The 18,380-nt window shown below is 64.7% G+C and carries 16 protein-coding genes; 6 read left to right on the top strand and 10 right to left on the bottom strand.

Going from position 1 to position 18,380, the window contains the following annotated elements; all coding sequences use genetic code 11:
- Nucleotides 1-115: 115 nt before the first annotated feature.
- The 7 genes from J2S32_RS14720 to J2S32_RS14690 all read right to left on the bottom strand — a co-directional run bounded on the left by J2S32_RS14720 (nucleotide 116) and on the right by J2S32_RS14690 (nucleotide 6,786).
- Nucleotides 116-1,300: a GAF domain-containing sensor histidine kinase gene (locus J2S32_RS14720; protein ID WP_253522666.1), complete on the bottom strand. Its 1,185-nt coding sequence runs from the start codon at nucleotides 1,298-1,300 to the stop codon at nucleotides 116-118.
- A 113-nt stretch (nucleotides 1,301-1,413) separates the two neighbouring features.
- Nucleotides 1,414-2,091, bottom strand: coding sequence for a response regulator transcription factor (locus J2S32_RS14715; RefSeq protein WP_253522663.1), 678 nt, complete (start codon nucleotides 2,089-2,091; stop codon nucleotides 1,414-1,416).
- Between the two features lie 104 nt (nucleotides 2,092-2,195).
- Complete coding sequence (locus J2S32_RS14710) at nucleotides 2,196-3,218, bottom strand: aldo/keto reductase (protein WP_253522660.1); 1,023 nt, start codon at nucleotides 3,216-3,218, stop codon at nucleotides 2,196-2,198.
- Nucleotides 3,219-3,249: 31 nt separating this feature from the next.
- Entirely contained in the window at nucleotides 3,250-3,987 is a 738-nt protein-coding gene (locus tag J2S32_RS14705) for an SDR family NAD(P)-dependent oxidoreductase (protein WP_253522657.1), read from the bottom strand.
- A 13-nt stretch (nucleotides 3,988-4,000) separates the two neighbouring features.
- Nucleotides 4,001-5,143, bottom strand: coding sequence for an acyl-CoA dehydrogenase family protein (locus J2S32_RS14700; protein ID WP_253522654.1), 1,143 nt, complete (start codon nucleotides 5,141-5,143; stop codon nucleotides 4,001-4,003).
- Nucleotides 5,144-5,157: 14 nt separating this feature from the next.
- Nucleotides 5,158-6,135, bottom strand: a complete 978-nt coding sequence (locus J2S32_RS14695; RefSeq protein WP_253522651.1) for an NAD(P)H-dependent flavin oxidoreductase — start codon at nucleotides 6,133-6,135, stop codon at nucleotides 5,158-5,160.
- Between the two features lie 60 nt (nucleotides 6,136-6,195).
- On the bottom strand, nucleotides 6,196-6,786 hold the full coding sequence (locus J2S32_RS14690) for a flavin reductase family protein (protein ID WP_253522648.1): 591 nt from the start codon (nucleotides 6,784-6,786) through the stop codon (nucleotides 6,196-6,198).
- 198 nt (nucleotides 6,787-6,984) lie between these two features.
- Between J2S32_RS14690 and J2S32_RS14685 the strand changes: the two genes are divergently transcribed.
- Complete coding sequence (locus tag J2S32_RS14685) at nucleotides 6,985-7,716, top strand: 3'(2'),5'-bisphosphate nucleotidase CysQ (protein ID WP_253522645.1); 732 nt, start codon at nucleotides 6,985-6,987, stop codon at nucleotides 7,714-7,716.
- A 23-nt stretch (nucleotides 7,717-7,739) separates the two neighbouring features.
- On the opposite strand, the gene J2S32_RS14680 is transcribed toward J2S32_RS14685, so the two are convergent.
- Nucleotides 7,740-8,633 (bottom strand): HpcH/HpaI aldolase/citrate lyase family protein, encoded by an 894-nt coding sequence (locus J2S32_RS14680; RefSeq protein WP_253522642.1) that lies wholly within the window; start codon nucleotides 8,631-8,633, stop codon nucleotides 7,740-7,742.
- Nucleotides 8,634-8,888: 255 nt separating this feature from the next.
- Between J2S32_RS14680 and J2S32_RS14675 the strand changes: the two genes are divergently transcribed.
- From J2S32_RS14675 to J2S32_RS14660, 4 genes are all read left to right on the top strand, one after another.
- Nucleotides 8,889-10,388 (top strand): MFS transporter, encoded by a 1,500-nt coding sequence (locus J2S32_RS14675; RefSeq protein WP_253522639.1) that lies wholly within the window; start codon nucleotides 8,889-8,891, stop codon nucleotides 10,386-10,388.
- 25 nt (nucleotides 10,389-10,413) lie between these two features.
- The gene (locus tag J2S32_RS14670) at nucleotides 10,414-11,625 is read left to right on the top strand and encodes an acyl-CoA dehydrogenase family protein (protein WP_253522636.1); all 1,212 of its coding nucleotides are present in this window, start codon (nucleotides 10,414-10,416) and stop codon (nucleotides 11,623-11,625) included.
- 18 nt (nucleotides 11,626-11,643) lie between these two features.
- Nucleotides 11,644-12,714: an acyl-CoA dehydrogenase family protein gene (locus J2S32_RS14665; RefSeq protein WP_253522633.1), complete on the top strand. Its 1,071-nt coding sequence runs from the start codon at nucleotides 11,644-11,646 to the stop codon at nucleotides 12,712-12,714.
- Between the two features lie 77 nt (nucleotides 12,715-12,791).
- The gene (locus J2S32_RS14660) at nucleotides 12,792-14,012 is read left to right on the top strand and encodes an MFS transporter (RefSeq protein ID WP_253522630.1); all 1,221 of its coding nucleotides are present in this window, start codon (nucleotides 12,792-12,794) and stop codon (nucleotides 14,010-14,012) included.
- Here the strand turns inward: J2S32_RS14660 and J2S32_RS14655 are convergent.
- Both J2S32_RS14655 and J2S32_RS14650 read right to left on the bottom strand, forming a co-directional pair.
- A complete protein-coding gene (locus J2S32_RS14655) occupies nucleotides 14,004-15,230 on the bottom strand; it encodes a TetR/AcrR family transcriptional regulator (RefSeq protein WP_253522627.1) in 1,227 nt (408 codons plus the stop codon). The genes J2S32_RS14660 and J2S32_RS14655 overlap by 9 nt on opposite strands.
- Nucleotides 15,227-16,963, bottom strand: a complete 1,737-nt coding sequence (locus J2S32_RS14650; RefSeq protein WP_253522624.1) for a class I adenylate-forming enzyme family protein — start codon at nucleotides 16,961-16,963, stop codon at nucleotides 15,227-15,229. The genes J2S32_RS14655 and J2S32_RS14650 overlap by 4 nt, the downstream gene beginning before the upstream one ends.
- A 179-nt stretch (nucleotides 16,964-17,142) precedes the next feature.
- On the opposite strand from J2S32_RS14650, the gene J2S32_RS14645 reads away from it, so the two are divergent.
- A complete protein-coding gene (locus J2S32_RS14645; RefSeq protein ID WP_253522621.1) occupies nucleotides 17,143-18,378 on the top strand; it encodes a serine hydrolase domain-containing protein in 1,236 nt (411 codons plus the stop codon).
- Nucleotides 18,379-18,380 lie beyond the last annotated feature (2 nt).

Genomic DNA, 18,380 nt, shown 5'->3' with positions numbered 1-18,380 from the left:
CACCAGCATATCCCTCGGAAAGGGCCGCCTTCGGGCGGCCCTTTTTCGTTGAGGCTCGGCTGGATTGGGGTGGAAAGCGGACCTTTCGGGTACAGGCTGTGCCCTTCCGCCAGTGTCAGAACTGCTTCCGGTCAATAGGCATCCGGAATGTGAACGTGGTTTCCCGCCCTTCGGATTTCGCAGTTAATTCACCCTCATGCGCCTGCGCGATCTGCGAGGATATGTAGAGGCCGAGACCCAACCCCTGAAGGCTTGATCGAGCTTCCCCCCTCTCGAACGGGGAGAAAAGGCTTTCCATCGCTTTGGCAGGGATGGGCTCGCCGAAATTGCTCGTTTCGAATGTGAGGTGATCGCCATCACGCCCCAGCACGGCATGGATCGGTTGATCCGGATCGCCATGCATCAGAGCGTTGCCTAGCAGATTGGAAAACAACTGCCCCAGCCGGTCATGGTCGGCGTGCAAGTCCGTTTCGAGCTTCAGATCGAGGACGATCTCCCGGTCCGGATAGGTCAAACGCAATTCATCGGCGACCTGCTGCACGGTGGCATCTATTCGCTTTAGTGAAGGATCGAGGGTGATGCCGCCGCCAAGACGCCCGCGCGCGAAGTCCATCACATTATCAATCAGGCCGCTCATTCGACCGATAGTCGCATCGACCATATCGAGCACAGCCTTACCCCTGTCGCTCAGTTCCTCGGCCCCGAGCATGCGCATCCCGCCCTTGATGCCGGCAAGCGGGTTGCGCAGATCGTGACCCAGCACCGCGATGAACTGTTCTCGCAGGGCGGACGTCTCCTGTTCTGTAAGGAGCGCTGTCTTGCTCTCGACGAGCGATTGGCTCGCCTCGATGTGATACCCGATCATCTGGGCAAACAGCGTAAACATTCCCAGGATCTCCGGCTTGCTCACTTCGGCAGGCTCGGGAGATATCGCGCACAGCGTGCCGAAGAAGCTGTCGTCAGACAGGATGATCGGGACGGAAATATAACTCTTCAGTCGGTAAGTTTTTGGTGTGTGATGATCGTGATATTGCGGGTCGCAATCGACGTCGTCGATAAGAACCGGGTTCCTATGCGCGCGGATTTCGTGGCAGATCGTGGTTTCGATCGGCAGCTCGCCTCCCGGTTCGAGCCCGAAATTTATTTCGTCGCGCACACCGCATGCGATCCAGCGATCTTCCGTGACGCGGGCCACCGCGGCATAACCCATTCCCGTCGCCTGACAGATCACTTCCAGGATCGACGGAACGACATCGATCGCGTTTACCATGCTGATGTCGTTGGCGAATTCTCGGTCCATGAGACTTTATTAGATTGAGTGCCGCGCAGAGTCATGCTCGAAAAGCAAGAGTGATGTGCGCCTTAGTGCGCACCGGCGATGCAAGCAAACATGAGCGCAAAGAGGCCGTTAGCTCAGTCGTAGCTGTCGTAGACATACCCCAGCGAGCGCACCGTCCGCACGCGCTCGCCCGCGCCGACCTTGCGGAGCGCTCGGCGCAGGCGGCCGATCCAGACATCGACCGTGCGCTCGTCGATCGGCGGTTCCTGCTTGCCGAGTGCTGCGATCAGATCGCCGCGCGACAGCACACGGTCGGGGTTCTGTGCCAGGAAATGCAACAGGCGGAATTCATTGGGGCGCAGGTCGAGCGCCTGCCCGTTCCACCGCGCCTGCAGGGCTGCGAGATCGACCAGCAACGCCCCCAGTTCGAGCCGTTCGTTGACGCGCGGCTGCGCACCGCCGACCTGCAGCGCCATCACCCGGTCGAGCACCACGGTGCGATCGATCGGGCCGACGATGTAGTCATCCGCCCCGGCCCGCAGCGCGCGGCGTTTGTCCTCGGCATCGTCCTCTTCGAGCACGATGGTGATATGCGCGTCGTCCATACGCGGGTCGGAGCGCAGCCGGCGGCACATTTCGAGCCCCGACATATCGGCCATGACCCAGTCGACGAAGGCACACACCGGCCCCTCGACAAGCCGCCGCGGGCCATCGGGATAAAGCCGCGCGAAGGCATAGCGAATGTCCCCATTGTCGAAATCGGGGAGGTCGCCTGCCATCGGGTCTGTCAGGAAGATATTGATCGTTCGCACGCTGCAGTGTCCCACCCAGTCAAGGGCAGCGATGCCGCAGTCATGTGACCTGTTTGTGACCCGATTTGCGTGTTTGTAACACTTTGGGAAAAGCGCGCGATTTCCTATTCGGCGACCTGCGATAGCGACCAGTTGCGCGGCACGGTGGAGACCACGCCAACCGGAGTCTTGGGCAGATAAGGCTGCTCGAGCCGCGCGACCTCGTCATCAGTCAGGCCAAGGTCCATCGCGGCCACGGCTGCGGCGATATGGCCGTCCTTGGTCGCGCCGATGATCGGAGCGGTCACATCCTTGGCGAAGTGCCATGCCAGCGCGACGCTCGCGCGCGATACACCGCGCTCGGCGGCAATCGCGCCGACCGTCTCCACGATGGCGCGGTCCGCCTCTTCCTGCTGGCGGTAGAGCAGCTTGCCGAAGCCATCAGTCTCGCTGCGCACGGTGGTTTCATCCCATGCGCGGGCAAGCTTGCCGCGCGCCAGCGGGCTCCAGGGGATGACCCCCACGCCCTGATCGGCGCAGAGCGGCAGCATCTCGCGCTCTTCCTCGCGGTAGAGCAGGTTGACGTGGTTCTGCATCGAAATGAACCGCGTCCAGCCATTCGCGCGGGCCACTTCCTGCGCCTTGGCGAACTGCCAGGCGAACATCGACGAGGCGCCGATATAGCGCGCCTTGCCCGCCTTCACGATGTCGTGCAGCGCCTCCATCGTTTCCTCGATCGGTGTGGCATCGTCCCAGCGGTGGATCTGGTAGAGATCGACATAGTCCATGCCCAGCCGCGTCAGGGTGTCGTCCACCGCCTGCATCAGCGCCTTGCGCGACAGACCGCCCGCATTGGGGGCCTGCTGCCAGGGCAGGAAGGCCTTGGTCGCGACCACGATCTCGTCGCGCCGTGCGAATTCGGGCAGCAAGCGCCCGATCACCTCTTCCGAGGCGCCGCGCGAATACATGTTCGCCGTATCGAAGAAGTTGATCCCCGCCTCCACCGCTTCGCGGATGAAGGGACGACTTTCGTCTTCCGAAAGCACCCAGTCGCCATGCCAGCCCTTGCTGGTGTCGCCATAGCTCATGCAGCCAAGGCACAGCCGCGACACCTTGAGGCCCGACGGGCCGAGATTGACATAGTCCATGATCGTATCCCCTTTCAGGAGCAGACCGGTTTCAGGCGAGCGTCATTCCGCCATCGACCCGTATGGTCTGTCCGACGATATAATCGGCCAGCGGCGAGGCAAGGAACAGCGCCGCCCCGGCCATGTCCTGCGGGGTGCCCATCCGGCCGGCCGGTATGCGCGCCACCGCGCCTGCCGCGCGTTGCTCGTTCTCGGTGGTGACCTTGGTCAGCTTGGTCGGCACGAGACCCGGCGCGATGCCGTTCACGCGAATGCCCTCCCCCGCCCAGGCCTGCGCGAGGCTGCCCACCAGGCTGACCGCGCCCGCCTTGCTCGCCGCATAGGCGGGGTTGCCCAGCATGGCGTGATAGGCGCCCACCGAGCTGACCACGATCAGCGATCCGCCCTGCTCGGCCAGCCGGGGGCGGACGATCCGCGCGCAATCCATCAGCGAGTTGAGATTGACCTCCATCACCGCGTCCCAGCCCTCGCGCTCGAATTCCTCGCGGCGATAGCGCACCGTGCCCTGGCACAGCACGACGACATCGAGCCGCCCGGGCAGTGCAAAGCTGGCAGTGGCGGAGGCGTCCGATACATCGAGCCGGTGGAAGGTCAGCCCCGCCAGATCGCTGCCTTCGGAGGCCGTATACTCGGATGCCGCAGCGCGGGTTCCGGTGACATGGACCAGCGCCCCGTGCTGGCGAAAACCATGCGCAATGCCGTTGCCGATCCCGCTCGATCCGCCAATGACGAGGACGGTCTTACCGGAGAAGTCGAGCGGATCGGTCATGCGGTATTGCTCCTCAGATCGAGCGGCTGATCACTTCCTTCATGATCTCGTTGGTGCCGCCGAAGATGCGCGTGACACGCGCATCGCGCCACAGCCGGGCAATCGCATATTCGTTCATGTAACCCGCGCCGCCATGCAGTTGCAGCGCCATGTCGCAGGCTTCCCATTGCAGGTCGGTGTGCCACAGCTTGGCCGCGCTTGCCTCGTCGGTGGTGAGCTCGCCCGCAAGGTGCTTCGTGATCGCCCAGTCGAGATGCGCCCAGCCGACCTGGATCTTGGCCTTGAGATCGGCGAGGACGAATTTGGTGTTCTGGAACTCGAACACCGTCTTGCCGAAGGCCTTGCGGTCCTTGGTGAACTTGACCGCCTCGTCGAACGCGCGCTGCGCTGCAGCCTGCGCGCCCACCGCGATGCCGAGCCGTTCCTGCGGCAGTTCTTCCATCAGATGGATGAAGCCGCGCCCCTCGCCGCCGAGGATATTGGTCATCGGCACGCGCACGTCGTTGAAGAACAGTTCGGACGTGTCGGCCGAATGCTGGCCGATCTTGTCGAGATTGCGCCCGCGCTCGAACCCTTCGGTGCCGGCATCGACCAGCACCAGCGAGGTGCCCTTGGCGCCCTGCGCGGGATCGGTCTTGGCGACGACGATGACGACATCGGCGTTCTGGCCATTGGTGATGTAGGTCTTGGACCCATTCACCACGAGGTGGTTGCCGTCCTTGATCGCGGTGGTGCGGATGCCCTGCAGATCGCTGCCCGCGCCCGGTTCGGTCATCGCGATCGCCGAAATCATATCGCCCGAGACCATTCCGGGCAGGTATTTCGCCCGCTGTTCGTCAGTGCCGAGCCGTTCGATGTAATTGGCGGTGATATCGTTCTGCAGCGTGAAACCGGCGGAGCTGCCAAGATAGGACAGCTCCTCGCACAAGACGCAGTTGAACCCGAAATCGAGGCCGAGTCCGCCGTTCTCTTCCTTCACGGTGGGGCACAGCATGCCCGCTTCGCCCAGCGCTTTCCATGCGCTGCGCGGGACGATGCCCTCTTCCTCATGCTGGTCGAGATAGGGCGTCATGTGCTCGGCGAAGACCTTGCGCACGGTGTCGCGGAACGCCTCGTGATCGTCGTTATAGGCAGTGCGATGGCTGGTATCGAGCATGTCCATCTCCCTCCTCAGCTATCCAGGAAACCGGTAAGACGCTGGCGGATGAGGCTTTCGGCCTCGGCCATGATGCCGTCGATCAGTTCCTTGCAGGTCGGGATGTCGTTGATGAGCCCGGCCACCATGCCGCACGACCACGCGCCGGCATCCATATCGCCTTCGGTCATGATCCGCGGATAGACGCCCGCGACTTCCTCGATGATGTCCTCGAACTTGAGGTCGGCGCCCAGCTTGCGTTCCTTTTCCAGCAGGCGTTCAACGGCGTCATTGGTCATGACGCGTTCGGTGTTGCGCAGCGGACGCATCACCAGCCGCGTGTCGAGTTCGCTCGCCGCGACGATCGCCTTCTTCACATTCTCGTGCACCGGCGCTTCCTGGGTGGCGATGAAGCGCGTGCCCATGTTCATGCCTTCGGCGCCCATCGCGAGGCTGGCGACGAGGCTGCGTGCATCGGCCATGCCGCCGCTGGCGACGAAGGGAATGTCGAGTTCATCCGCGGCGCGCGGCAGCAGGATCATGTTGGGAATGTCGTCTTCGCCCGGATGCCCGCCGCATTCGAACCCGTCGACGCTGACCGCATCGCAGCCGATCGACTGCGCCTTGAGGCTGTGCCGCACGCTGGTGCACTTGTGGATCACCTTGACCCCGGCGTCCTTAAAGAAAGGCAGCACCTGCGCGGGATTGTTGCCCGCGGTTTCGACCGCCTTGACGCCGCCGTCGATTATCGCCTTGACCAGGCCGGGATAATCGGGCGCGTTGACCGTCGGCAGGAAGGTCAGGTTCACGCCGAAGGGCTTGTCGGTCATGTCCTTGCAGCGCGCGATTTCGTTGGCGAGCTTTTCGGGCGTGCCGAGCGTCAGCCCGGTGATGATGCCCAGCCCGCCCGCATTGGAGACCGCCGCGGCCATTTCTGCAAAACCGACATAGTGCATGCCGCCCTGGATGATCGGATGCTCGATACCGAACATTTCGGTGATGCGGGTTTTCATGTGCTGTGCCTCTTCCCTTGGTTGCTTTTCGCAACGGGTATCGGCGCGAGCGCGCTGAGTCTAGCGCTTCGCCAAGGCTTCGAGCGCGGCCAGCAATTGGGCACCGCTCGCCGTAAGGGAAAGTTCCTCGCCGCTGCGCTCGGCCAGGCCCTCGCGCTCGAGGTCGTCACCGGTGGGCGCGCGCATGACGCGGCCATAGCGCCCGCCGTGATAGATCAGCGGCTCGACCTCGCGGCGGTCGAAATCGACCACTTCGCCGAGGAAGATCGCATGGTCGCCGCCTTCATATTCGAACCGCGCGGTGCAGCCGAAGCGGGCGGCATAGCCATCCAGTTGCGGCGCGCCCTCGGGCCCGTCGGGGCAATCGATCCCGGCGAACTTGTCCTCGCCGGGACGGGCGAAGAGGTCGGACATGGGTTGCTGGTCGGCAGCCAGCACATGGACCGCCCAGCTGGAAGCATCGCGGAACACCGGCAGCGTGCCCGAACGCAGCGACAGGCTCCACAGCACCATCGGGGGATCGAGGCTCACCGAATTGAAGCTGTTCGCGGTCAGCCCGAACGGGCGCCCTTCTGCGTCGCGTGCGGTCACGATGGTGACGCCGGTGACAAAGCTGCCGAGCGCATCGCGGAATGCCTGAGGATCGAACATGCCCGACCCAGCTAGTCCCGCCCCGCGCTTTGGGCAAGCATCGGCACGCGTCCTTGCGCAGACTTTTGTCGCTCGGGAACGCATCCCTGCAGCGTTGCTGCCGGCCGATTTCGCAACTGCAACATATCGGGGCTTCGCAAGGCTGCCCGTCTCTGCCATGTCGGGCGCCAGATTTTTGGACCTGGGGAATTTACCACGATGACCGACGCCGAACTCGCCGCCCACCTCGCCAACGTGGCGGGCAAGATCCTGATCGAGGTACGCGAGAGCGGGATGTTTGCAGGCAAGGCGCTGGGCAAGGCCGGCGACGAGACCGCCAACCAGTTCCTCGTCCACGCACTGCGCGAACAGCGGCCCGAGGACGGGTTGCTGAGCGAAGAAAGCAAGGACACCGACGAACGCCTGTCGAAAGAGCGCGTCTGGATCGTCGACCCGGTCGATGGCACGCGCGAATATGGCGAGGCGCGGACCGACTGGGCGGTACATGTCGCGCTATGCGTGAACGGCAAGCCCGAAATCGGCGCGGTCGCGCTGCCCGGTCTCGATGTTGTCCTGCGCACCGATGCGCCGGTCAAGGTGCCCGCAGCCGCCGAAACGCCGCGCATGGTCGTCAGCCGTACGCGCCCCGCGGCCGAAGCGGTCGCGGTGTCGGAAGCGATCGGCGCAGAGCTTGTCGGGATGGGTTCGGCGGGCGCCAAGTCGATGGCGGTGGTGCGCGGCGAAGCGGAAATCTACCTCCACACCGGCGGCCAGTACGAATGGGACAGCGCCGCCCCGGCCGCGGTCGCGCTCGCGCACGGCCTGCACGCCAGCCGCATCGACGGCAGCCCGCTGGTCTACAACAATGCCGACACCTACATGCCCGACCTGCTGATCTGCCGCCCCGAATGGGCCGCGCGGGTACTGGAAGAGGTCGGCAAGCTCGGCTGAGCAATTGCCGGCCTGCCGGGGTGTCAGTCCTCGATCTGCGCCAGCAGCTGGCGGGCGCGCGACAGATGCGGGCGGTCGAGCATGCCGCCCTTCCAGCCGATGGTCCCCGCTGACGGATCGGCTTCGAACAGCTCGACGATCTCGCGCGCTTCGGCGATCTCTTCTTCGCTCGGAGTGAAGGCTTCGTTGATCACCGGCACCTGCGCGGGATGGATCGCAAGCATCCCGCGATAGCCCTGGCGGCGCACCTCGATCGCGCGCTTGCGCAGCGCTTCGAGGTCGCGGAAATTGGTATCGATGGTTTCGACCGGCATCACTTCGGCCGCCGCCGCGCCCAGCAGGCACAGGCTGCGCGCCAGCTTGTAGGTAAAGGCGAAATCGCCCTCGAAATCCTTATTGCTCTGCGCGCCGAGCGAATCGGCGAGGTCTTCCGCGCCCCAGGTCATCGCGGCAAGCCGCGGCGCACCGCCGTAATCGCCGGTGGTGAACATGGCGGCGGCGGTTTCGGTGACCAGCGCGATCACCGGGGTCGATCCGGGCGCGACGCCGTTTTCCACCTCGAGCGCGGTCATTTGCCGGTCGAGTTCCTCGACATCGCCGCGCCCGCGCGACTTGGGCAGCATGATCCCGCCGGGCCGCGCGGGCATGATCGCGGCGAGATCGTCTGCCGTCCATTCGCCGTCGAGCGGGTTGATCCGCACCCACAACCGCGCGCGCTCTTCCGCGCTCTTGCCGGCGAGGAATTCCGCGATCGCGGCGCGCGCGCTGGCCTTGCCGCTCTCGACCACCGCATCTTCCAGGTCGAACAGGACGATGTCGGCGGCGCCCTCGGCGGCCTTGGTCATTTTCTTCACGCTGTCGCCCGGGGCGAACAGCCAGCTGCGCATGCGGATTTGCGGTTGGGGTGCTTCGGTCATGCGCGTGCTTGAGGCGAAACCCGCCCGCTGCGTCAAGCGCAAAGCGCCGTGCCGTAGCGTCCATGCGGTAGTGCTTGCCCGCTTTCGGTTGTCCGGTATGGTGCGACCACCCGGAGAGCGCGCGATTCCCACATATTGGCGAACGCGCGGGGTGTGGAGAGGAGAGCAAGAGGTGCGGCACCAGCCCCGCCACAGGGATTGCGTTTATACGGCGCATTTTCCGAATATCGGGTATCCTGCATCGGGACCGCGGCAGTGAACCGCGCCGATCCCGTTGCCGCGCCTGCCGTGCCGCGCCTCTCGGCGGCGACCCGCCTGGCCTATGGCACGGGGGCGATGGCCAACGGGGTCAAGAGCGCCGCCTTCTCCAGCTATCTGATGCTCTATTTCAACCAGGTGATCGGCGTACCCGCAGGCATCGTCGGCACCGCGCTCGCCTGCACACTGCTGGTCGATGCGATCGTCGATCCCTTCCTCGGCCGCTGGGCGGATGTCACGCGGACGCAGTGGGGGCGCCGCCACCCGTTCATGTATGCCGCGATCGTGCCCACCGTCCTGCTGTTCTATTGCGCCTGGTTTCCGCCCGACGGGATGAGCCACATGCAACTGGGCCTGTGGATTTTCGCCTTCGCTGCAGGGACGCGCGCCGCGATCAGCGCGTTCGAGATCAATTCCTCCGCCATGGCCCCCGAACTGAGCACCGATTATGCCGAGCGCACCCGGCTGTTTTCGCTGCGTTACTGGTTCGGCTATTCGGGCGCCTATGGCTTCACCGCCTTTTCGCTCGCCTTCATATTCGTCGAGAGCGAGGCTTTCCCGCGCGGTCAGCTCAATCCGGCAAGCTACGAGAATTTCGCGCTGCTGGGCGCCGTGCTGATCTTCCTCGCGATGACGCTCAGCACGCTGGGGACGCACAACCGCGTTCCCTATCTGCGGCAGGCCGAAGACAGCGCGCCGATGCCCGCCAGCCAGCACTTGCGCGAAATGTTCGCGGCTTTCCGCAACCGGGCGTTCCTGATCATCTTCGGTTTCGGCGTCCTCAAATACACCGCGGTCGGCCTCTACAGCGCGATGAACCTCTATTGGGGGACCTATCTGTTCAAGCTCAACGCAGGACAATTGGCGCTGCTGACGCTCGACAGCTTTCTGGCAGCGACCATTGCCGCCCCGCTGGCGCCCTGGTTCTCGAGGCGGATGGGCAAGCGCAACTCCAGCATCATCTTCGCCATCACCGGCATCACCATCGGCCTGTCACCGCTGTACCTGTCCTATTTCGACCTGTTCTGGGTGCCCGGCGACGCGCTGCTGGTGCCCGTCCTGTTCACCATCGGGGCGATCTATATGGCGATGATCGCGATCAGCCTGATCAACACCAGCGCCATGCTGGCCGATGTGGTCGAGGACAGCGCGATCGAAACCGGCAAGCATACCGCGGGCACGTTCTTCGCCGCATCCAGCTTCATGCAGCAATGTTCCACCGCGCTCGGCCTGTTCTTTGCCGGCTGGCTACTGGCGGCGGCGGAGTTTCCCGAACGCGCTGACCCCGCAACGATTGCCGAAGGGCTGGTGGACAGGCTGCTTGTCCTTTACATTCCCACGATCCTTTGCCTGTGGATTGTCGGCGCGCTGATCCTGCTGTTCTATCCGATCAGCCGCGCCCGCCACGAGCGCAATGTCGAAATCCTGCGCGCCCGCGAAGCCGAAGCGCGCGACCAGGTGCAAAGCAATACCCCGCTGGGCGGCCCTGCCCGGTAGGATGACACAAGAAAAGGAGAGGCCCATGGCAACCCAGCTAGAACCCGATGTCCACGCCGACGAGGAGGCGTTTCGCACCGAAGTGCAGCAATTCCTCGCCGCCCATTTCACCGACGAGCTCAAGGGCAGCGCCAATGCGCTGGCCGGGGTCGACGGCCCGACCGACGAAACGCCTGCGCAGACCAAATGGCGCGAAGCGGTGGGCGAACGCGGCTGGGGCACCCCGACCTGGCCCAAGGAATATGGCGGCGGCGGCCTGACCAAGGCGCAGGCGAAGATCGTCGACCAGGAATTCGCCAAGGCCGGCGCCTACAACCCGATCGGCGGCATGGGCGTGATGATGTTCGGCCCGACGCTGCTCGAATATGGCAGCGAGAAGCAGAAGCAGGAGCATATCCCGCCGATCTGCCGCGGGGAAATCCGCTGGTGCCAGGGCTACAGCGAACCCAATGCCGGGTCCGACCTCGCCAATCTGCAGACCTTCGCCGAAGACAAGGGCGACCATTACATCGTCAATGGCCAGAAGACCTGGACCAGCGGCGGCCAGTGGGCGGACAAGTGCTTCGCCATTGTCCGCACCGACAAGAGCGACAAGCACCGCGGCATCAGCTTCATGCTGATCGACATGGATGCCCCCGGCGTCGAAGTGCGCCCGATCACCATGATCAGCGGCACCAGCCCGTTCTGCGAGACCTTCTTCACCGATGTTAAGGTGCCGAAGGAAAACCTCGTCGGCGAGGAAGGCCAGGGCTGGACCATCGGCAAGCGCCTGCTCCAGCACGAGCGGACCAATATTTCGGGCGGCGGACGCCTCGCCAGCATGATGGGCCAGAGCCTTGGCGATATCGCCAAGAAATACGGCGAAACCGACGCCCAGGGCGAACTGGCCGACAAGGTCCTGCGCGACCGGATCGCCGATTTCGAAATCCGCTGGAACAGCTTCCTGCTCACCGCGCGCCGCGCGGTGGAGGAAAGCAAGGCGCAGGGCGGCGTGTCCGAAATCAGCTCGGTACTCAAGAAGCTCGGCACCAAGCTGAGCCAGGAACGCAGCGAGCTGCTGATCGAGATCCGCGGCCTGCAGGGGCTCGGCTGGGAAGGCGACGAATTCACCAAGGGTGAACTCGAAGCCGTGCGCGGCTGGCTCTTCGGCAAGGCCACCACGATCTACGGCGGCTCGACCGAAATCCAGAACAACATCATCGCCAAGCGTGTGCTCGGCATGCTCGATCACCAGTAAGAGAGGGGAGCACAGACAATGGCAGTTCTCAACGAAGAACAGGAAATGCTGCGCGACATGGCGCGCGACTGGGCGACCAATGAAAGCCCCGTGGCCGAATTTCGCAAGGTCCGTGCGGCCGGCGAACCGCAGGCCTACAATACCGATGCCTATGCCACGATGGCGGAAATGGGCTGGGCCGGGGTGATCATCCCCGAAGCGCAAGGCGGCTCCGATTTCGGCTTCATGTCGGCCGGGCTCGTGGTCGAGGAACTGGGCAAGACGCTGACCGCAAGCCCGCTGGTCGCAACGACGATTGCCGCGAGCGCGATCATCCTTGGCGGCAGCGACGAACAGAAGGCCAAATGGCTGCCCAAGCTCGCCAGCGGCGAAACCGTGGCGACGCTCGCGGTCGATGAAGGCGCGCATCACGATCCCTCCGCGATCGAAGCCAGCGTGTCGGGCGGCAAGCTGTCGGGCAAGAAGGCCTTCGTCCACGAAGCGCATGGCGCCGACCTGTTCGTGGTCGCGGCCAAGGACGGGCTCTACCTGGTCCAAAAGGGTGACGGCGTTTCGCTGACCACGCGCAAGCTGACCGACCAGCGCAGCCATGCCGATGTGGCGTTCGACGGCGCCGCAGCGGACAAGCTCGAAGGCGGCGGCGACACGCTGCTCGACGATGTGCTCGACCGGGCGCGCGTGCTGGCGGCTGCCGAAATGCTGGGTATGGCGCAGCAGGTGTTCGACACCACGCTCGATTATCTGAAGCAGCGCGTGCAGTTCAACCAGGTGCTCGCCACCTTCCAGTCGCTCCAGCACCGCATGGCCGATCTGTTCGCCGACCTCGCGCAGATGCGCTCGGCGGTGGAAGCGGGCCTGCAGGCGGTCGATGGCGGCTTTGGCGTGGCCCGCGCGGCCACGGTCGCCAAGGCCGAGGCCAATCGCGTGCTGCACGTGATCAGCAATCAGGGCATCCAGCTGCATGGCGGCATCGGCATGACCGATGAATACGACATCGGCTTCTACGTCAAACGCGCGCGCGTGCTCGAGGCAAGCTGGGGTTCGACGAGCTACCTCAAGGACCGGTTCGCCAAGCTGGGTAGCTATTGAGCAAGACCTTCGCCCCTTCAGGCGAAACAACGGAGGCGCTCCCGGACACGGATGTCTGGGGGCGCCATCGTGCTTTCATGGAGGACAACCTCCGGCGCAATTACGCGACCAATCTGACGCATGGCGTCTTCGGGATGACCGGCTTCCGCCTGATCTATGCGCCCACGATCATCCCCGCCTATCTCTATTTGCTGACCGGCAGCGCCGCAGCGGTCGGCCTCGGCACCGCGCTGCTGCAATTGGGCGGTACGGTCTCGCCGATCCTGTCGGGCGCCAAGGTCGAGAGCCGCAAGCGCATCCTGCCCTATGCGATCACCGTCGGTTCGATGATGCGCGTGATGGTGCTGGTGCTCGCCCTCGCCGCATGGATGCTCGAAGGCACGGCGCTGCTGGTCGTCACGCTCGCCGCGTTCCTCCTGCTGGGCTTCTTCAGCGGTGCGCAGCGGGTGGCGTTCCAGATGCTGATGGCCAAGCTCATCCCGCTCGACCGGCGCGGGCGGTTGCAGGGAATCCGCAACATGGCCGGCGGGCTGATCGCCGCCGGGCTCGCATGGGTCGCGGGGCATTATTTCATCGAACAGGAATGGCTCGGCAATGGCTATGCCACGACCTTCCTGCTGGCCTTCATCCTGACCTCGATCGGACTCGTCGTGCTGCGGCTGGGCATTCGCGAACCCGATGCGCCGCGGCTACGCCCGGTATTGCCATGGCGCGAACGGATCGGGCAGTTCGGCGAACTGCTCCAGCACCGCGATTTCCGCGCCTTCCTCGTCGCGCACGGGCTAGCGGCGATCGCCCGGGTCGGGCTGCCGTTCTGGACGCTGTATGTGGGCGACCGGCTGGGGCTCGACGGGGCGCTGATCGGTTCGCTCAGCCTCGCCTTCCTTGCCGCCGATACCCTATCCAATCTGGTCTGGGGCGCGTTGGGTGACCGGGTCGGCTTCCGCGCGGTCTATCTCGGCGCGCTGACCTGCAGCATCGCGGGCATGGCGCTGATGGTGTTCGGTGATGGCTGGCTGCTCTACGCCAGCTTCGCCGCGCTGGGGTTCGGCTTTTCCGGCTGGATGATGGCCGCGGTGACGCTGGTGCTCGAATTCGGCGAGCATGAGGATATTCCGATGCGGCTGGCGCTGACCACCACGGTCGAGGGCGGCGTGTCCTCGATCGGGCCGGTGCTCGTCGGGCTGAGCATCGCGGCGCTGGGCTATGCGCCCTTGATCGTCGCGGCCTTTGCCTCGCTGATCGCCAGCCTCGCGCTGATGATCTGGCGCGTGCGCGAACCGCGCAGCCTAGCGTGACGGCGCCAGCATTCCCGCGGACATGACCGACAGATAGGTCGCGATCGCCTGTTCGGGCCGCTCGAACCGTGCCGCCCAGTGCCGCGCTTCATAGGCCGAATTGACCGTCGACATCATCACCTGCCCCGCAATCAGCGGATCGATCGCGCGCACCGAACCATCGGCAATACCGTCGATCAACATCCCCGCAAACCGCCGCGCCAGCCGGTTCGAGCGCGTGACCACATCGACCTTTTGCCCGGCATCGAGCGCCTGCAGCGCGGTGGTGCGCAATAGCGGGGTGCGGTCGAAGAACTGAACATCGACCAGCTCGGCCAGCACGCTGGTCAGGCGGGTCCAGTAATCGGCTTCGATCGCCTGCCCCGCCATCTGCACCGACGACATGCGGTCGTAGCTCTGCTGGAAGCAGGCGAGCACGAGGTCGTCCTTGGCTTCGTGGTGGTGGTAGAAACTGCCCTTGGTGACATTGAGGCTTTCGGCGATGCGATTGACCGAGGCACCGCGATAGCCGCGCTCGTTGATGGTCACTGTCGCGGCGCGCAGGAACGCCTCGTTCTGGTTGGTCTCGTCACTTTCGGGGGTACGCCAGTTGCCCGCCAGCGGCTGCGGCGCGAAGGTCCCCTGCCGGGCCGGCAAGCCGTTGGCGAGCACATCGAACAGGCGTTCCTCGATGCGCGGGAAGTCGAGCACCGAATAGCGCAGCGACCACACCGGCCACCACATCACCGCCTCGAGCAGGATATGCGCGCGCGCCGAAAATACCGCACGCTCGTCGCTATCCTGCCATTCGCCGAAGAAACGGCGCACCAGATCGACCACGCGCAGGTAATGCGCCATCAGCGGATCCTGCACTTCGGGATCGAGTGTGCGGATTTCGGACAGCGCGACCGTCAGCCCGCGTTCGCCCGCGCGGATCCGCTTCCGCAGCGCGACATGCGCGCCGATCAGATGCCGCAATCGCGCCGCCGGATCGGGCTGCGCCAGCGCCTCGCTCGCCATCTCCTCCATCAGCGACAGCGTCTGGTCGTAAACCGCCACGACCAACTGTTCCTTGCGCGGGAAATAATAGGTCACGCTGGTAGCGTTGAGGCCGATCGCACGCGCGACTTCGGCCAGCGTGGTCGCCTGCACCCCCACCTCGTTGATCAGCACTGCGGCGGCATGGACAATCGCCTCGCGCTTTTCGCCGAACTTGCGGGTCGCTGCCGGGCGGCTCATGCGAAGAACGCCCCGAGATCCTTCTTGAGGATCTTGCCATTGGCGTTGCGCGGCAGCGTGTCCTCGACGAACACCACGCGCACGGGCACCTTGAACTTGGCCAGCCGCGCCGCGACCCATTCGCGCAATTCGTCTTCGGTGGCGGACATTCCGGGGGCGAGGTGGACGACGGCTGCCGGTTCTTCGCCCAGAGTGGGATGCGCCAGTCCGATCAGCGCCGCGTCGGTCACCGCCGGGTGGTCGTAGAGCACGTTCTCGATTTCCGACGAATAGATGTTCTCGCCGCCGCGGATGATCATGTCCTTGGCGCGGTCGACGATATAGCACCAGCCTTCCTCGTCGAGCTTGGCGAGGTCGCCCGTGCGGACCCAGCCGTCGACGAAGGTTTCCGCGGTCGCCTCGGGGCGGTTCCAATAGCCCTTCACCACCATCGGCCCGCGCGCCCACAGTTCGCCAACCTCGCCCACCGGCAGCTCGGTCTCGCCGTCGTCGCCCACGATCTTGAGGTCGGCCACCCCCACCGGGGGGCCGCAGCTGTCGGGCCGGTTGAGATAATCCTCGGAGGAATGGCCGGTGACCGTCGCCATGGTCTCGGTCATGCCCCAGCCATTGCCGGGCAGCGCACCGAAGACTTCGTGGATCTTGCGCACCAGTTCGGGCGCGGCGGGCGCCCCGCCATAGGCAATCGCCTCGAGGCTGGAGAGATCGTAATTCGCGCGCTCGGGATGTTCGAGCAATTGCCAGGCTATGGTCGGCACGCCGCCCGTCAGATTGACTTGCTCGCGCTCGATCAGCTGGAACGCCTTCACCGGGTCCCATTTGTGCATGAACACCATCGTGTGACCCGCCGCGACATAGCCCATCAGCCCCGCCGAACAGGCAGTGACGTGGAACAGCGGGATGACGGTCAGGCCGACCTTCTGCACCGGGGCGGGCAGTTCCTCACCGCGCCGCAAGGCGGCCATCGCGCCATTGTAGCCACTCGACAGAATATTGGTGCACAGATTGCGATGCGTACCCAATGCGCCCTTGGGCTGGCCGGTGGTCCCGCTCGTGTAGAAGATCGTCGCCTCGTCCTCGGGCTCGATTTCGACCTCGGGCAGTTCGGCCTGCGGCAGCGAGGCGTAGTCATGCGGCGTGCCGAGGACATCCTCGAGCCGCTCCGCCCCATCGGGCGCGGCATCGCTACGTGACACCAGTACCGTTGCCAGATCGGGCAATTCGGCCCGGTGCGGCGCAATCCGGTCCCAGCGCTCGGCATCGCACACCAGCAGCTTGGCGCCCGAATTGGCGAGGCCGAAGGCAAGCTCGGGTCCGGTCCACCAGGCATTGAGCGGCACGCAGATCGCCCCGATCGTCGTCGCGGCGAAGAAGGCCACCGGCCATTCGGGCAAATTGCGCATCGCCAGCGCGACACGGTCGCCCTTCTCCACGCCGCGGGCGCGCAATTCGCCCGCCAGCTGCGCAACCGCGCGGAACCACGCGTCATAGGTGACCCGCTCGTCCTCGTAGATCGCGAACAGGCGCTCGCCATGCGCGCGGCCCACCATCGCGACCTGCCGCAGGTTGGCCGGCGCGTTCTTCCATACCCTTGTGGGGACTCCGCGGATGTCGACCGTATCCATTTCGAACCGGGCACCCGGAGCGGTGAGGTAGTCGTGGCATTCGGCCCTGGTCCTTGCCGGCCAGTCGGCCGACGGCACGAACCCGATCGCGCGCGCGAGATCGCTCATTGCACTCCCCCTCGTTTCTCGCCTCCACGGGCGACTCTTTTCTCTCTCGCATCGGTCTAACCCCGCTTACCCCTGCCACGCAAGCCGCCTTCGAAGTTAAGGTATGAGGGTGGCAAGAACAGATGAATTCGCTATTCGTGCAAAACCGAAGCATAGGTATGCGCGGAGAGGAGAGCAGGATGTTCGATCTGGCAGATGCCGGGGCGCTGGGTTTCGACGCCGACAGGCTGGGCCGAATCGCGCCCTTCCTGACCAAGACCTATATCGACAATGGCCGCTTGCCCAATGCGCAGCTGCTGGTCGCGCGCGACGGGCAGCCGGTGCATTACACCAGGCTTGGCGTGATGGGCGACGACCAGCGCGAACTGCGCGACGATGCGCTGTTCCGCATCGCCAGCATGACCAAGCCGGTCACTTCCATCGCCTTCATGCAGCTGGTCGAACAGGGCCTCGTCGCGCTCGAGGAACCGGTCACCAAGGTGTTTCCCGAATTCGCCGACCTCGCGGTCTATGCCGGCGGCGGCGGGTCGATCCCCTTTGCGCCCGGCACGCCGACGCATGCGATGCGCTTCGTCGATCTGCTGACGCATATGTCGGGCTTCACCTACGGATTGCAGAACCGCAACAATATCGATGCGGTCTACCGCGAGCATAATTTCGACTTCGCCCGCGACCATCTCGACAGCGACGGCTTCATTGCGAAACTGGCCAAGCTCCCGCTCGAATTCGCCCCCGGCGAAGGGTGGAATTATTCGGTGTCGACCGATGTCCTCGGCATAGCGGTCGAACGGATCAGCGGGATGCGGCTGGGCGACTATTTCGCCAAGCACATCTTCGCCCCGCTGGGCATGGTCGATACGCATTTCGGTGTTGCCGAGGGGCAGAGCGAGCGACTGGTCGATGCCTATGCCTATCGCCCCGGGCAGGCGCCCAAGATGATCAATGCAGGCGCAACCAGCAAGCTCAACCGAGCGGGCACGTTCGACAGCGGCGGCGGCGGGCTGATCAGCACCATTGCCGATTACCACCGTTTCGCGACCATGCTGCTCAATGGCGGCGAACTGGGCGGCGCGCGTATCATCAGCCCCAAGACATTGCGGCTGATGCGGACCAACCATTTGCCGGGCAATGCCGACCTTACCGAAATGTCGAGCAGCCTGTTTTCCGAAGCCAACAATGCCGGCACCGGGTTCGGCCTTGGCTTTGCGATGGTGATCGATCCGGCAAAGACGCTGATGCCCTCCAGCCTCGGCGAATTCTACTGGGGCGGCGCGCATTCGACCGCCTTCTTCGTCGATCCGGTGGAACGTATCACCATGGTTTTCATGACGCAGGTTTACCCCTCGTCGACCTATCCCATCCGGCGGCAGCTCAAGACGCTGATCTATTCCGCCCTCACCCAAACCCACGCCTGAGG

The organism is Qipengyuania citrea (assembly GCF_024171405.1).
In the GTDB taxonomy this organism is placed as follows: Bacteria; Pseudomonadota; Alphaproteobacteria; order Sphingomonadales; family Sphingomonadaceae; genus Qipengyuania; species Qipengyuania profunda.
This window is presented reverse-complemented; position numbering and strand designations above follow the sequence as displayed.

What these genes read in the sequence shown, in the direction of transcription:
- J2S32_RS14720 (WP_253522666.1), bottom strand. Translation starts at nt 1,300, where the DNA reads ATGGACCGAGAATTCGCCAACGACATCAGCATGGTAAACGCGATCGAT.
- J2S32_RS14710 (WP_253522660.1), bottom strand. Translation starts at nt 3,218, where the DNA reads ATGGACTATGTCAATCTCGGCCCGTCGGGCCTCAAGGTGTCGCGGCTG.
- J2S32_RS14705 (WP_253522657.1), bottom strand. Translation starts at nt 3,987, where the DNA reads ATGACCGATCCGCTCGACTTCTCCGGTAAGACCGTCCTCGTCATTGGC.
- J2S32_RS14700 (WP_253522654.1), bottom strand. Translation starts at nt 5,143, where the DNA reads ATGCTCGATACCAGCCATCGCACTGCCTATAACGACGATCACGAGGCG.
- J2S32_RS14695 (WP_253522651.1), bottom strand. Translation starts at nt 6,135, where the DNA reads ATGAAAACCCGCATCACCGAAATGTTCGGTATCGAGCATCCGATCATC.
- J2S32_RS14690 (WP_253522648.1), bottom strand. Translation starts at nt 6,786, where the DNA reads ATGTTCGATCCTCAGGCATTCCGCGATGCGCTCGGCAGCTTTGTCACC.
- J2S32_RS14685 (WP_253522645.1), top strand. Translation starts at nt 6,985, where the DNA reads ATGACCGACGCCGAACTCGCCGCCCACCTCGCCAACGTGGCGGGCAAG.
- J2S32_RS14680 (WP_253522642.1), bottom strand. Translation starts at nt 8,633, where the DNA reads ATGACCGAAGCACCCCAACCGCAAATCCGCATGCGCAGCTGGCTGTTC.
- J2S32_RS14670 (WP_253522636.1), top strand. Translation starts at nt 10,414, where the DNA reads ATGGCAACCCAGCTAGAACCCGATGTCCACGCCGACGAGGAGGCGTTT.
- J2S32_RS14665 (WP_253522633.1), top strand. Translation starts at nt 11,644, where the DNA reads ATGGCAGTTCTCAACGAAGAACAGGAAATGCTGCGCGACATGGCGCGC.
- J2S32_RS14660 (WP_253522630.1), top strand. Translation starts at nt 12,792, where the DNA reads ATGGAGGACAACCTCCGGCGCAATTACGCGACCAATCTGACGCATGGC.
- J2S32_RS14655 (WP_253522627.1), bottom strand. Translation starts at nt 15,230, where the DNA reads ATGAGCCGCCCGGCAGCGACCCGCAAGTTCGGCGAAAAGCGCGAGGCG.
- J2S32_RS14650 (WP_253522624.1), bottom strand. Translation starts at nt 16,963, where the DNA reads ATGAGCGATCTCGCGCGCGCGATCGGGTTCGTGCCGTCGGCCGACTGG.
- J2S32_RS14645 (WP_253522621.1), top strand. Translation starts at nt 17,143, where the DNA reads ATGTTCGATCTGGCAGATGCCGGGGCGCTGGGTTTCGACGCCGACAGG.